Annotated in this window: 13 protein-coding genes; 11 read left to right on the forward strand and 2 right to left on the reverse strand. The window is 60.0% G+C overall.

Translation table 11 applies throughout. The features are described from left to right. Positions 1 to 143: 143 nt before the first annotated feature. The gene (locus tag ABIB57_RS25715) at positions 144 to 914 is read right to left on the reverse strand and encodes an MOSC domain-containing protein (RefSeq protein ID WP_354044240.1); all 771 of its coding nucleotides are present in this window, start codon (positions 912 to 914) and stop codon (positions 144 to 146) included. 1271 nt (positions 915 to 2185) lie between these two features. Here ABIB57_RS25715 and ABIB57_RS25720 point away from each other — a divergent pair. The 10 genes from ABIB57_RS25720 to ABIB57_RS25765 all read left to right on the forward strand — a co-directional run bounded on the left by ABIB57_RS25720 (position 2186) and on the right by ABIB57_RS25765 (position 11123). Next, entirely contained in the window at positions 2186 to 2485 is a 300-nt protein-coding gene (locus ABIB57_RS25720) for a hypothetical protein (protein ID WP_354044242.1), read from the forward strand. Between the two features lie 1901 nt (positions 2486 to 4386). Next, positions 4387 to 4719, forward strand: coding sequence for a YoaK family protein (locus tag ABIB57_RS25725; protein WP_354044304.1), 333 nt, complete (start codon positions 4387 to 4389; stop codon positions 4717 to 4719). A gap of 238 nt (positions 4720 to 4957) precedes the next feature. Continuing rightward, on the forward strand, positions 4958 to 6283 hold the full coding sequence (locus tag ABIB57_RS25730; protein ID WP_354044243.1) for a PAS domain-containing sensor histidine kinase: 1326 nt from the start codon (positions 4958 to 4960) through the stop codon (positions 6281 to 6283). Next, positions 6270 to 6887 (forward strand): response regulator FixJ, encoded by a 618-nt coding sequence (gene fixJ / locus ABIB57_RS25735; protein WP_354044244.1) that lies wholly within the window; start codon positions 6270 to 6272, stop codon positions 6885 to 6887. The genes ABIB57_RS25730 and fixJ overlap by 14 nt, the downstream gene beginning before the upstream one ends. Positions 6888 to 6986: 99 nt before the next feature. Beyond that, complete coding sequence (locus ABIB57_RS25740) at positions 6987 to 7358, forward strand: DNA-binding transcriptional response regulator (RefSeq protein ID WP_354044246.1); 372 nt, start codon at positions 6987 to 6989, stop codon at positions 7356 to 7358. Positions 7359 to 7436: 78 nt separating this feature from the next. Beyond that, the gene (locus ABIB57_RS25745) at positions 7437 to 8087 is read left to right on the forward strand and encodes a helix-turn-helix domain-containing protein (protein ID WP_354044247.1); all 651 of its coding nucleotides are present in this window, start codon (positions 7437 to 7439) and stop codon (positions 8085 to 8087) included. A 45-nt stretch (positions 8088 to 8132) separates the two neighbouring features. Beyond that, positions 8133 to 8615: a DoxX family membrane protein gene (locus tag ABIB57_RS25750; RefSeq protein ID WP_354044248.1), complete on the forward strand. Its 483-nt coding sequence runs from the start codon at positions 8133 to 8135 to the stop codon at positions 8613 to 8615. A 181-nt stretch (positions 8616 to 8796) separates the two neighbouring features. Next, entirely contained in the window at positions 8797 to 9834 is a 1038-nt protein-coding gene (locus tag ABIB57_RS25755) for a zinc-dependent alcohol dehydrogenase family protein (protein ID WP_354044250.1), read from the forward strand. 23 nt (positions 9835 to 9857) lie between these two features. After that, entirely contained in the window at positions 9858 to 10688 is an 831-nt protein-coding gene (locus ABIB57_RS25760; protein WP_354044251.1) for a DUF6544 family protein, read from the forward strand. Between the two features lie 33 nt (positions 10689 to 10721). Next, the gene (locus tag ABIB57_RS25765) at positions 10722 to 11123 is read left to right on the forward strand and encodes a host attachment family protein (protein ID WP_354044252.1); all 402 of its coding nucleotides are present in this window, start codon (positions 10722 to 10724) and stop codon (positions 11121 to 11123) included. Here ABIB57_RS25765 and scpC read toward each other — a convergent pair. After that, positions 11120 to 12640, reverse strand: coding sequence for a succinyl-CoA:acetate CoA-transferase ScpC (gene scpC, locus ABIB57_RS25770; protein ID WP_354044254.1), 1521 nt, complete (start codon positions 12638 to 12640; stop codon positions 11120 to 11122). The genes ABIB57_RS25765 and scpC overlap by 4 nt on opposite strands. Before the next feature lie 194 nt (positions 12641 to 12834). Here scpC and ABIB57_RS25775 point away from each other — a divergent pair, with 194 nt between their 5' ends. Further along, a complete protein-coding gene (locus ABIB57_RS25775) occupies positions 12835 to 13665 on the forward strand; it encodes a universal stress protein (RefSeq protein ID WP_354044255.1) in 831 nt (276 codons plus the stop codon).

The following is a 13665-nucleotide window of genomic DNA, read 5'->3' on the forward strand; positions in this document are numbered from 1 at the left end:
CCCTGTCGATGGCCAACCAGGCCGACCAGGGCGTGCTCCAGCTGCTCCGTTAATCTCGGTTCGGCAAATATCGGAAAAGGCGGGCCTCGTGCCCGTCTTTTCTTTTTTCGCCTTGCCTCCTAATGGAAGTTGTGGCTTTTGGCTCAGCGCGAGAGCATTCCGGTCCTAAGCCAGGGACCAACCGCACGGACGTAAGTGCCAAAACTTGCTGGCTTGCTGGCGGGTCGCTGTTTGCTCATTTTGCCGATAAGCTTAAGCGGCTGTGTTTCCCGACTGGCGTCGACACGGCTAATATTGGGCAGTTCGCACCGGACGCACGGTTGGGTCAGTAGCAGCTGACTTCCCTCAAAACCAATTATGGACGCAGTTTCTTCGGCGAACGGTTCATGCTCGCCGCCAAGGACAACGTTGGGCCGGAGGCGCTCGAGTTCAATTGTGACGGCCCCTTGAGCCTCCATCAGTTGGTTCAGAATGCGCAGTGAATGAACGGACACGACATGGAGCGGATTGAGCTTGGGCCGTTGATGCGCATGGCGGCCGATGCGCACGAGGCGGCAAGGATGATCGAGGAATTCGCTTAGCCAGGCCGCAACCGCTTCACCCGCGTCTACACCAACGAACTCATCGCCATATTGCGTGACGGCTGCAGCCCTGCCACCATGGGTAACTGGGACGCCGATCGAGGTGCCGTCATGACGGCTGATCGTTAAAGTGTGATCGAGCAGTTTTACCTGCAGAAGGGTCATTTTTGGCAGGTCGCCCTGCCAAAGCATACGACCGGTCTGGTCAACCACAAGCCATTCTCTGTCGCCGACAAACGACCCTGCCGATGTAATGGTCGCCTCATGCACGCTCACCCCACCCAGTGACTTGATCGGGTAGATCCAAAGTCCGATAATCTCGAATCCGGCCATCACGGTCTCAAGGGTAAAGGGCTAGGTATTTTGCGCCGGGAATTCGCTGCAACGCCGCGTGTCCCGAAGAGGGTGGTCTGCGTCGTAGAAGTGAACCTCATGGGCGGCTGGGGGGTCACGCCACAGGTTTCCTTGGGCACCTGAGTCTCTCTCCCCTCCACGAAAAATTCTCATAGCCACCGGGCTGAAAGAGAACAAGGAGTTTGCCCTCCGTCTTGGCCGTAAAGCCGTGCCGCTACCCGGCGTCGACAGAAGCAAACGTACCGGGTCCACCCTCGAATACGTTGTCACCATATGGAACTCATAGTTTCCCTCACAAGTACCAGCTTTCAGTCTCCCGGCCATGCGTGATCGCGGCACCCGGGACGTCACCGGCTTTGTTGAGGAGCATAGACTTCCCCGCCGGAAATGGGCGGGTCAGCCAGCTGCTGAGCCATGCCATGGCTGGTGTCACTGGGATCGGCGCGCACGGCCTCTGGTCGATATCGCGCCGGCTCGCGCGGGGGCTAGAAAGCCGCGGAGATTACAAGCGCATGATGGACCACGCCGATATGCCGCGACAAGGCGATCGCGATGGTCGGAGTAACCTGTCGGAGGCAGCGCTAAAGGACTTCTGCTTTTGTTCCTCCGGGTCTGTCTGGATCAAGTCACCTTCAGAGGTCTGACCTCGACAACTTATCCCAGCGCCTGAGGCGGTATGTAGACCAACACCCCCAGCTCAAAAGAGAAGCCACGCGGTTGCTGGAAGAGGCTCTTATTCGCGGTCAATTTGAAAGGGGCGATATTGAGCGTATTACCGGCCTGCCGGAACAATCCGCTCGCCGCGTTCTGGCTGACCTGATAGACCTAGGCCTGCTCGGCTCTGACACGCCCAAAGGTAAAGTATCGCTCAGATTTCCGGCCATCCCATTGGAGGACCTGTTCCCGCGACTGTACCCTCAAGCCTAAATTCTAGCGGGTTTTATGGACGGTCCGGGGGGTGGTTGAGGCTCAACGGTCTTACCAGCAGCTTGCCCAATGTCTTGGCGCAGTCTAACTTCGGCGGCACCTCGGCTCTGGCGAACCCACCCGGGGCGGACCCAGAACGCAGCGACGGCTGGTACCACCCGTTGCCCCGATGACGTATTCATCCGTTACCGAAATCTTTCTCCTCCACGTAACCAATCTCCTCAGTTGAGCGAATGAACATTCGCGATACTGCGGATGCTAATAAGCGTCGCGCCGCTGCAGGTCGATTTCCGCCATTGAGCGGTATCACAAAGGAGACGACTATGCGTGCAGTGAAAATAGCCTTGATTGCAGGTCTCGTATTGGCTTCCGGTAGTTCGGTTTTTGCCCAAGACGCCATGGGCACCATGATGATGATGAAGAGCGGCGAAAGCGTCGCGATCATGGGCGATGGGCATATGGGCACGATGATGATCGACGACGCCATGATGGCGGAAATGATGAAGACGGCAAAGCCGGTAACCGGGTGCATGATGTTTATGACCGGTGCCGACGGAAAGACCTATATGATGGACACCTCGTCCGCCGATGCCATGGCCACATGCGAAAAGATGGCGAAGTAAGTAACACCCTCTTTGTCGGCCGCGGGGTCCCGGGCCTTGCGGCCGACGCTTTGCCGCTTAAAGCCAAACTGTCGGTGAATCGACGACAGGACGCCTTCGCGCTAGTTGGTCCGCCGCAGAACAAATCGCCTGCCTCTGGCGTTGCGCGCTGGAGCTCCTAACACGGAATTTAGAACCGCTGATGTTGATCAGCGTCAAATATTTCGTCTGTGAGGATCCGATGTTTCTCAGGCTAACAGCAGCTGTAAGTGGTGCGCTGTGGCCAGTTCGAGCAGATGAATTATTGGCCGCTTAAGCACGCTACAACAGAGGCCGCCAACTCCAGGCAGCCTCGCGGCCTCGTGAATCCAACGGGGCTTATTGTAGTCAAACTCAGCCATTTGTTCCAAGGGAACGGTGAGTATCGTGCTCTACCGCCCTGACGCGCTCCAGCCCTTAAACAGTTCAGTCAGCCGTATCAAGGCGATGAGATGCACATTCTCGGGTGTTTTGGGTTCATGGCAGAGAACATGGGAGGCGACGGTAAATTTCACGCCGTTGCGTTCCCCGCTGGCAGTGAATTCCAATCGCCGTCGCTCCGCAGAGTAGTGCGACCGAGTGACCTTAAACTGCATTGGCTACCCATTTGGGCTAGGGACTGAAGAACACAATAGCCCTGTTTTGAAATTTTCCTCATCGACCTTGACCGACCTGAACATGGCATCTCCGGTATCGATCGTCGTAAAATACTGCCAGCCTTTCCGCAGACTAGGCGGCAACGCCGCCTCTTGGCTCTCCGGCACCACCAGAAACCAGTTCTGCGGCACTCCCCCGGCGCGTAGTGAACACATTCACCCGCATGGCCGGCCTCCTGAAAATCGAGGCCGCCGTTTCCGTGGGCGGCCCTCCGCCGCTGAAGTTGACGCCAGCGAGTAACAACCAATCGTCACCATCGTCCTTCGTTCCAACACACTTCGTGCCCGAGCCACTTGGTATCAAATGCGCGATTTTTATTGCTCAATCCGGCAATAGAGCCGCACCATGGTCATGCCGCCGCCGCCTTGGAAGTAGACCCTGGCTCGTAATTCGGCTGGATTTGGGCTGCCACGCACGAGGTCTTCACTGCACCCGAAGAACAGCACTAAGGAATGGCTGGTAGCCTGCGGGTAATGGTGTGCTGAGCGCACTAGCGCTATTGAGGCGGCAGGAGGAAGGACAGGCCCGTCCGCAGGCCCAATCGGGACCAGCGTCGGGGCCGACCAGATGCGCCCGAGCGCCGATCTGCCACTTCATGGTCTGGCCGTTGACCTGGAACACTTTGGAATATCCGACGTTGAGCGGCGCCTGCCACTGCTCGGCGGTCCAATCATGGCTGGCCTCGAGATTGGCCGATATCGCCTGCCATGGCCCAGCGACAGGTTGATGAAGGGCTGCAGAGCGGTCAGATTGACCTCGTCGTGGTCCGGATCTCCGGCGACGGACCAGATGTGGCTTGCAAGGCTGCTGTAACCAGGCCTTCCTGCTTGAGCAGAACGGTGGGGCCGATGCCTAACTTGCCGCTGCCGGTCAATTCGTCCGTTCCAGTAGGGAATAGGAAGGTTTACGCGGTTCTCGCGTTTACCCAAAGCGCTAGTGCACAGCGGCAAATGCTCCGCATCGCCCAATTCGGGGGCGAGGAGGCGATGGACGTCGATGATTCCCTCTGATTTCGGCCCGACAGGAACCGCAATTGGTTCTGCCTTTTCGTGCATATCCCGACAGCCCATGAAGCCTTGGCCAACACCGGCGTGATGATGCGGCCGTGGCCATGTCCGATCGCCTGGGGCTTGGCGAGTTCCGACTCGCGGGATTGTTCGCTGGCCTCGTTGTGCTGATCATCGCTGACCTCGGGCCTGCTCATCGAAATTGGCCGACAACGCGGCATAAGTGCCATCTACGCCTATAGCATAGCGTTGGAGGCGATGCTGCTTGTCGGGCTTGGATTGAGTGATGAGCTGCTCCCCACCCCCAACGAAATGGCCATCGTGCTTGGCCTGAGTTTTGCGATGGGCCTGCAGAATGCTGCCACGACGCGCATCTCGGACGCCCGTGTTCGGACGACCCATGTTTCCGGCATGGCCACGGATATCGGCATCAGCCTGGCAAGCCTCACGATCAAGGCACAGGACGCCGACGGCTCGCGCGCCCGGTTGTGGCTGCACCTAAGCACGATCTTTGCCTTCCTGCTCGGCGGAGTGATCGGGGTGATGCTGTAGATCGCTATCGGCCGCTATCTGTTTTTGCTGATCGCCGCAGGGCTGTTTGCCATTGCTTTGCCGGAAGTCCGGCGCGCAAAGCGCCGTGCCGACCGGTAGCCTCCTTCAACTCATCTTGCCCGGAGGACGTGAGGCACTCGCCAAGCAACTTACAGCCGGCCACCCACCATTCCTTGTAACTGACCCGACCGCGCGTTAGAGATGTCCGCACAAGGCGGTGCAGCGCGTGGCCTCTGGGATGTCCGAAGATCTTGCCGCCGCTACCGTAGCGATACTGGCGCTGGTTGCAGCGCTCACACTGAGCCTTGCGGCTGGCGGTGCTGGTTTTTCGGCGCCGAACATGGCGGTTGGGGTACTGATCCTGATTTCCATCGTTGCTGTGGTTTGGCTGCTCTGGCTGGTGCGTCGCGCCAAGTCGGAAGCGCGGCACACCATGGATTTGCTGGTGGGCCGCGACGTACACCTCCAATCGATTCTGGACACTGTACTGGACGCGACTTTGGTGATCGAGGCGAATGGCACGATCGTGTCTTTCAATGCCGCCGCCGTTCGACAGTTCGGCTATGCCGCCGAAGAGGCGGTCGGCAACAATTTGCGCATGCTGATGCCGGCCCCGTATCGGGAACAGCACGACGGCTATCTGTCGCGCTATTTGACCACTGGCGAAAAACGGATCATCGGCATCGACCGTGTCGTCATCGGTCGGCGCAAGGATGGCTCCACATTTCCCATGAAGCTAGCGGTCGGGGAAATGCGCTCCGGCGGCAAAACCTATTTCACCGGCTTCATTCGCGATCTGACCGAACGACAGGAATCGGAGGCTCAATTGCAGGAGGCGCAGGGCGAACTTGCCCGGCTTGCCCGCCTGAGCGAGCTTGGCGAGATGGCGTCGACCCTTGCCCATGAGCTTAACCAGCCGCTTTCGGCAATTGCCAACTACGTGCAGGGGTGCCGGCGGCTGCTCGAAAGCGTCGATACTGACAACGCCACCCGCATGCGCGGTGCGCTCGACGAAGCGGCCAAGCAGGCACTAAGGGCCGGCGACATCATTCGGCATTTGCGGGAATTCGTCACTCACGGCGATACCGAGAAACGGCCAGAAGACATCAAGAAGCTGGTGGAGGAGGCCGGGGCGCTTGCCTTGGTGGGATCGCGCGAACACGGTATCAAGTCGGTGTTTGAATTCGGCGACGCGAACAGCATCGTGATTGCCGACAAGGTGCAAATCCAGCAGGTGCTGATCAACCTGATGCGCAATGCCACGGAGGCGATGCGGGACAGCGAAAAGCGCGAACTTGTGATCCGCACCCGCGCTGTGGGTGGTAGCTTTCTGACGGTTGAGGTTTCCGACACCGGACCGGGCATTCCACAAGATATTGCGCCGCAACTGTTTCAGCCGTTCGTCACCTCAAAACCTGCCGGGATGGGTGTGGGTCTGTCGATTTCCAAGCGCATTATCGAATCCCACGGCGGGGAGATCTCAGTGACGCGCAACGGCGCCAGCGGCGCTACCTTCGTCTTCACCCTGCCGATCATGACCGAGGTGCCAGTTGAACAGGATTGATACCGTGGTCCACATCGTCGACGACGAAGAGGTGGTCCGCAATTCGCTGGCGTTCCTGCTCACCAGTTCTGGTTTTGCCGTGCGGACCCACGAAACCGCATCGGCGTTCCTGGCACTGGCGCCGGCGATCAGGAACGGATGTCTCATCACCGATCTCAGAATGCCCGACATCGACGGTGTCGAGTTGTTGCGCCGACTCCGCGTAGCTGGCGCGATGCTGCCCGCCATCGTCATCACCGGCCATGGCGACGTGCAAATGGCAGTGGAGGCGATGAAGAACGGAGCCCTCGATTTCATCGAGAAACCGTTCAGCGACGATGTGCTGATCGACTCCATCGGCCGGGCGGTCAGCCAGGCAGCGGCACAGGTCACTGACACGGCGATGCTTGAGGCGACTAGGGAGCGGATTGGCTCCCTCAGCGACCGGGAAGCTCAGGTGCTCAAAGGCGTCGTGGCCGGACAGCCCAACAAGACGATTGCGTTCGAACTGGGGATTAGCCCGCGCACCGTAGAAGTCTATCGCGCCGGCCTGATGGGCAAGATGCAGGCCAAGAGCCTGCCGGAACTGGTGCGCATGGTGGTTGGCCTCGACGTCGGCGCCTGACAGACGAGCAACCGATGGATTTGATCCAGCGCAAGGCGGCGGCCCGAACCCCGTTCTATCGTTTGGCTCCACCAGCGCCGACAACCGATTCGTCAGGACATGTCTACTACCGCCAAAGGCCATATACTCGTCATAGCGCCCGACAGTGACCTGCGCCGATCACTGGAGTTTGCGCTTGAGGCGGACGGCTATGTCGTGACCGCCTGGCCAAGCCTCGACATCACGCAGCTCAGGCCCGGCGTCGCCTTTGACTGCACTGTGCTTGATCACGGGGCGCTCACGGCGCCTCCCGGAGATGTCGTCAAATTCTGCATCAGGGCGCGGCCGGTCGTGCTGCTGTCCAACAGCGAGATTTTCTGGCTCTCGGAGTGGATTGTGGAGACCGTCGAAAAGCCGACGCCCGGGGACGCACTTTCGGCCGCCATCCGAGCGGCCATGCGCCCGAACAGTGCAGAGCCCATCCCTAAGTAAAACCCCTAGGGCTCGAACCGGAATTTGCATTGGGCTTGCGAAGGCCGACCCTCAGGCTATCAAACCCTGAGGCCAATGATGCTGATCCAGACCGATTTCAGACAACAAGCCCACCCCTCCCGTGCAGATGGCTTTGTTGTGTCGGCTTTGCTGGCCCACGCGCGCCCCTGTGCGGTGACGCTCTATGCAGAAAATTCGGTCATCTACGCCCAGGGCGATGCGGCAGGTCCGCTTTACCTGGTTGAATTTGGCGCGGTGCGGCTGTGCCGGCTGACCGCCGATGGGCGCCGGCAAATCAGCGCGTTTCATTTCGCAGGCGAGGTTTTCGGTTTCGAATTCGATGCCGAGCATCACCACTTTGCCGAAAGCGTCGACAGCGCCGGCATCAGGCTGTTGCGTCGCGCGGTTGACGATCATCTGGCTGAAAGCGTGCTGCCGCTGGCGCTGCGCAACCTGTCCCGCGCGCAGGACCACCTGCTCGTGCTTGGACGCCAGAACGCCACCGAGAAGATCGCGGCTTTCCTGCTCGACCTCGCTGAACGACAAGACGCCGATACCCTCCTCAGCCTGCCGATGCAACGCACCGACATCGCCGACTACCTTGGGCTCACCTTCGAAACAGTGTCGCGTATTCTGCGCAAGCTGAAGGACGCCCGGATCATCCAATTGCCGACGATCAAGCAGGTCGAGGTGATCAACCTGCCCGCGCTCGAGCGGCTGTGCGGGTAAGCACCGCCAAGCGTGCTTCAAATTTGCTCTGAAAGGAAGATTTCCATGCCGACAACTCTGAACCAACGTTTTCTGCTGGCCCTGCGATTGCTGCTCGCCTGGGTGTTTTTGTATGCGGCATCACACCAGGTTTTTGATCCGGCATTTAGCATTGTCGGCTTCCTCAACAGCACGAAAACCTTCCACGGATTCTTTGCTATCTTCACGGGTCCCTCGGTCGCGCCCGCTGTCGGCTTTCTGGTTGCCTATGGCCATCTGGCGATTGGCTTGTCGCTGTTGTTCGGTTTTCTCGTCCGCTTCAGCGCCCCCTGCGGCGCAGCTATCCTGATGCTCTATTGGATGGCGCATATGGACTTCCCTTACATCTCCGACAGCAACAATTTCCTCGTCGACTACCACATCATCTATGCGGTCACCCTGATCTATCTGGCGGTCAATCAGGCCGGCAAGGTGTGGGGTCTCGATGCCTATTTCGGCAAGATGGGGTTCGTCGAGAACAGTCCCATCCTCAAGACGGTGTTTGCCTAGTCGTCCGCCACATCCAGTGGCCAGCACGTGGGCGCTGACCTCTATTTGAGCCGAGCATGATTCAGATCAATGCCTGCCTTGCCCCGTATGCGAAGACCAATTTTCAAACGGTCATCGGCCGAAAACGGGGCCACCTGCACGACATATTCAGCAGAACTTTACAACCACCAGGATGTTCGCGATGAAAGCTCTTGTCTATCTGGGCCCAGGCAAAAAAGCCCTGCAGGACTGCCCGACGCCGGAAATTGCCGCGTCCACCGATGCCATTGTCAGGCTCACCAAGACGACAATCTGCGGCACCGATCTGCACATCCTCAAAGGCGACGTTCCCACTTGCACGCCGGGCCGTATCCTCGGCCACGAGGGCGTTGGTGTCATCGACAGCGTCGGCTCCGGCGTGACGGCGTTCAAAGTGGGCGACAGAGTGCTGATTTCCTGCATCACCGCATGCGGCAAGTGTGAATACTGCCGCAAGCAGATGTATTCGCATTGCACCACCGGCGGCTGGATTCTGGGCAACAAGATCGATGGCACCCAGGCAGAGTTCGTGCGCATCCCCCATGCTGACACCAGTCTTTATCCCATCCCCGAGGGCGCCGATGAAGAAGCGCTGGTGATGCTCAGCGATATTCTGCCCACCGGGTTCGAGTGCGGCGTGCTCAATGGCAAGGTCGCGCCCGGCAACACGGTGGCCATAGTCGGCGCCGGGCCGATCGGGCTGGCATCGCTGCTCACAGCCCAGTTCTTTGCGCCCGCAGAAATCATCATGGTCGATCTGGACGACAACCGGCTGGAGGTCGCCAAGCGCTTCGGGGCGACCGCAACGGTCAACAGCACGGATGGCAAGGCCGCAGAAGCCGTGATGGCACTGACCGGCGGTCGTGGCGTCGATACGGCAATCGAGGCGGTCGGCATTCCGGCGACCTTCGAGCTCTGCGAACAGATCATCGCGCCCGGCGGCGTCATCGCCAATGTCGGCGTGCATGGTGTCAAGGTCGATCTCCACTTGGAAAATCTATGGGACCGCAACATCACCATCACCACGCGGCTGGTCGATACCGCGAGCACCCCGATGTTGCTCAACATCGTCAAGTCCAACAAGTTCGACGCCAAGCAGCTGATCACCCATCGCTTCAAGCTCGACACCATCCTCGATGCCTACGAAACCTTTGGCCATGCCGCAGACACGCACGCACTTAAGGTGATCATCGAGGCCTAGGGGGCACAGCGATGCAGCTCCTGATGCCCACACTCCTGGCAGTGGCGCTGGTTGCCATCGCTTTGCAATTGTTCGTTTCTGGCCAGTTCCAGGATAAAATCGAAGCGTGGCGTAAGACGCTGGCGGCTGGGCAGATTTCCGGTCCGCCCGATCAGGCCACCATCCCTCCGATCATGCAGGCTTTTGCGCTTCGCAACGGCGCCACGGTCGGCGGTCCGCCGCTGATGGTTTCGCAGCAGACCGACGAAATGCGACTCGGCCCGGACCAGAAGTTTTTCGCCGTCGCCGCGCGCCAGCTTTCCGGCACGCGCGATCCGGGTTTTGTCTGGGAGGCGACGGCCACCATGGCGCGGGTCGTGCCCATAAGGGTGGTCGATGCCCATGCCGGCGGCAAAGGCTGGTTGGAGGTGCAGATTGCTGGCGTCGTCCCGGTGGCGACCGCGACCGGGCCGGAAAGCGACAAGGGCGAGATGATGCGCTTTCTCTCCGAACTGGCCTGGAACCCCGACGCCATCCTCAACGTGGCCGCGCTCAAGTGGCGACAAATCGATGCAAGCACGGTGGAGGTGTGCATCGAGACCTCCGGCGGCACCGCAACGGTGCGGCAGTTGTTCGATGCCGATGGCGATATCGTGGGGATCGAAGCTGATGACCGGCCTTACCTCGTTGACGGCAAGACCCTTCCCACGCGCTGGGTTGGCCGCTTCAGCGACTATGCCCAATTCGGGACCTACCGGCTCCCACGCCACGGTGAGGTCGCGTGGATATTGCCGCAGGGTGAGTTCGTCTACTTCCGCGGCACGATCACCAGGTTCGACACCGCGGCGCAGGAAACCGGAACCTCGCTGCGCTGAGACTGTTAGCTGATACAACAAGGAAAAATCACAATGCAATTGCCACACGGAACAACGGTCGCGGTAGCGGACGGCGAAAAGCTCATTCTGCTGCGCAACCAGGGCGATGAGGCTAAGATAGAATTGGTCGCCGTCCCGGATCTGGACGTCACGCCGGTCAATGCCGGCGCTGGCGGGCATCGCAACAGTACGGGAGACCACGACGGCGGTCAGCAGGGCGAGGACAACTTCTCTGCGGGCGTCGTCGAGGCGCTCAATCGGCAAGTGCTGCAAGGCCAGATCAAGAACCTGGTGGTGATCGCCTCGCCGCGCAATCTGGGCGAACTGCGCAAGCATTACCACAAGGCCCTGACGGCTGTCCTAATCGGCGAAATGGACAAGGACCTGACGGGACATACTACTGCCGACATCGAGAAGGCCGTGCTGGCAAACTAGCCCGCCCGCACGCTTGAGGCAGGGACACCGGTATGCATTGTGCCGCCGTCCTGGCGTCGTTGATGCCAGGACAATGCCTCCTCGAGCAAATGGGGCGTGTGACCTCCTCTGGCCACGGCGCGATCGAAGTAGTCCGCGAGTTGCCGGTGGTAGATGGGATGAACGCAATTGGCGATAATGGCTGCTGCGCGTTCGCGCGGCGCCAGCTCGCGCAGGTCCGCCAGTCCGATCTCCGTCACCACGATATCGACATCATGCTCGGTGTGATCGACATGGGAGACCATCGGTACCACCGACGAAATGGCCCCGTCCTTAACCAATGACTTGGCTACGAAGATCGAAAGATAGGCGTTGCGCGCAAAGTCTCCCGAGCCGCCGATGCCGTTGACCATTTGGGTGCCGTTGATGTGCGTGGAATTAACGTTGCCATAGATATCGAACTCGAGCGCGGTGTTGATCGCCACGATGCCCAGGCGCCGGATGACTTCGGGGTGGTTGCTGATCTCCTGCGGCCGCAGCACCAGTCGGCCTTTGTATTTGGATATGTTGGGAAAAATCCGCGCTGCGTAAGCTGGGCTGAGGGTAATCGACGAGCCTGACGCAAACACCAGCTTGCCCGAATCCAGCAGATCGAAGGTGCTGTCCTGCAGCACCTCGCTATACATCTGCAGCCGATGGAACGGTCCGTCGGCAAGCCCGGCGAGCACCGCATTGGCTATGTTGCCGATCCCCGCCTGCAGCGGATTGAGGCTGAGATCGAGCCGGTCCAGGGCAGTCTCACGCTCCAAGAAATCGATGAGGTGGGCCGCGATAGCAGTGGTCTGCGGATCGGGCGCCTCAAGGACTGCAGCGCTATCGCTCTGGTTGGTCACCACGATGGCGACGATCTTGGCCGGATCGACCTGGACATAGGGCAGGCCGATGCGGCTGTCGCAGGCGACCACCGGGATGGGTTGGCGCGTCGGCCGCTTGGTCGGGATGTAGATGTCGTGCAGCCCTTCCAGTTCGCGCGGCTGGCCTAGATTGATCTCGATGATCAGCTTCTTGGCCAGGATCGCAAAGCTGGCGGAATTACCGACGGAGGTCGTCGGCACGATGCCGCCATCCTCGGTGATCGCCGTCGCTTCGATGATGGCGATGTCCATCGGGCCCAGTTGCCCGGAGCGCAGGTGCTCGACGGTTTCGGACAGATGCTGGTCGATGAACATGACCTCGCCGCGATTGATCGCAGCCCGCAGCGTCGGGTCTGACTGGAACGGCAGCCGCCGGGCCAGGATATGGGCCTCAGTCAGCACCCGGTCCACGTCCTTGCCGAGCGAGGCACCCGTCACCAGCGTGATCTGGAACGGGTCGGTCGCGGCCCGCCGCGCCATGGCCAGCGGCACCGCCTTGGCGTCACCGGCTCGGGTGAAGCCGCTCATGCCGACCACCATGCCGTTTTCGATCAGGCGCGCCGCCTGATCGGCGGTCATGATCCGCCCCAGCAGGGGAAACAGTCGAATGCGATCGGCTGGCATGGCCTCATCCCCGGTTGATCGTAGTGGCAATGTTCAACCGTTACCGCTTCATTTCGACTGCGGCATTGATGTCGATCAAACCGCCGCGATGCCCTGCGCCCTATGTTGTCGTCATTGGAGATCGGCGAACGGAACGCTCGGTGGGCCACCGTGCCGCGTGCTCTGCCGGTTCCACCAAATCCCAGGAGGCCTTTATGCTGACCGATGTTTTTGCTCCCTTGCTGACCTATCCCGATGCGGAGGACGAAGGCTTCGTCGATGAAGTCGTCCGGTTCGCCGGTCAATTTGCGACCAGCGTGGCCTTTTGCGCGTTCGAGATCGACATTCCCGAAATTGTCTATTCGTTCGGGGCCGAGGTCTTTGACGTGTCCGCCCTGATCGCCGATGCGGAAAAACTTAGCCACGCGAACGCTGGAAGGTTGATGAAACACATCGCCGCCATCGGCGGCGCGCTGCCGGTAACGTCTTCAAAGACCCGTATCCGCCAAGACCAGGTCACTCGTGCCGTCACGACAATGGCCCAACTGCGCGATCTATCGATGGTCCAACTGGTGCCCAATGCCGTCGGTCAACGGCAGATCGCCGAGGGTCTGATCTTTGGATCAGGCCGACCCGTCGTCGCTCTGCCAAAGACTCAAGAGCGGACTTGGACCATTGACAGCGTCGCCGTCGCCTGGGACGGCAGCCGGGCGGCGATCCGGGCGGTTCACGACGCGATGGGCATTTTAACGCTCGCCAAGTCTGTCACCATCCTGACGGCATTCGGCGATAAGGCCATCGGCGATGGAGCGGTTGCTGGATTGGCCGGCTATCTGTCGCGGCACGGCATTAAAGCAAGGCACCACGACATCAGGTCGTCGGGAGTGCCGATCGGGACTGCGTTACAGAACGGAGCCATCGATCACGGCGTTGGCCTCTTGGTCATGGGCGCTTTTGGCCACAGCAGAATTCGCGAGTTTGTGCTGGGCGGAGCAACCCGTTCGATCTTGGATGACCTGCGGTTGCCGATCTTTGTCTCGCACTAA

This window comes from Devosia sp. UYZn731 (assembly GCF_040546795.1).
GTDB lineage: Bacteria > Pseudomonadota > Alphaproteobacteria > Rhizobiales > Devosiaceae > Devosia.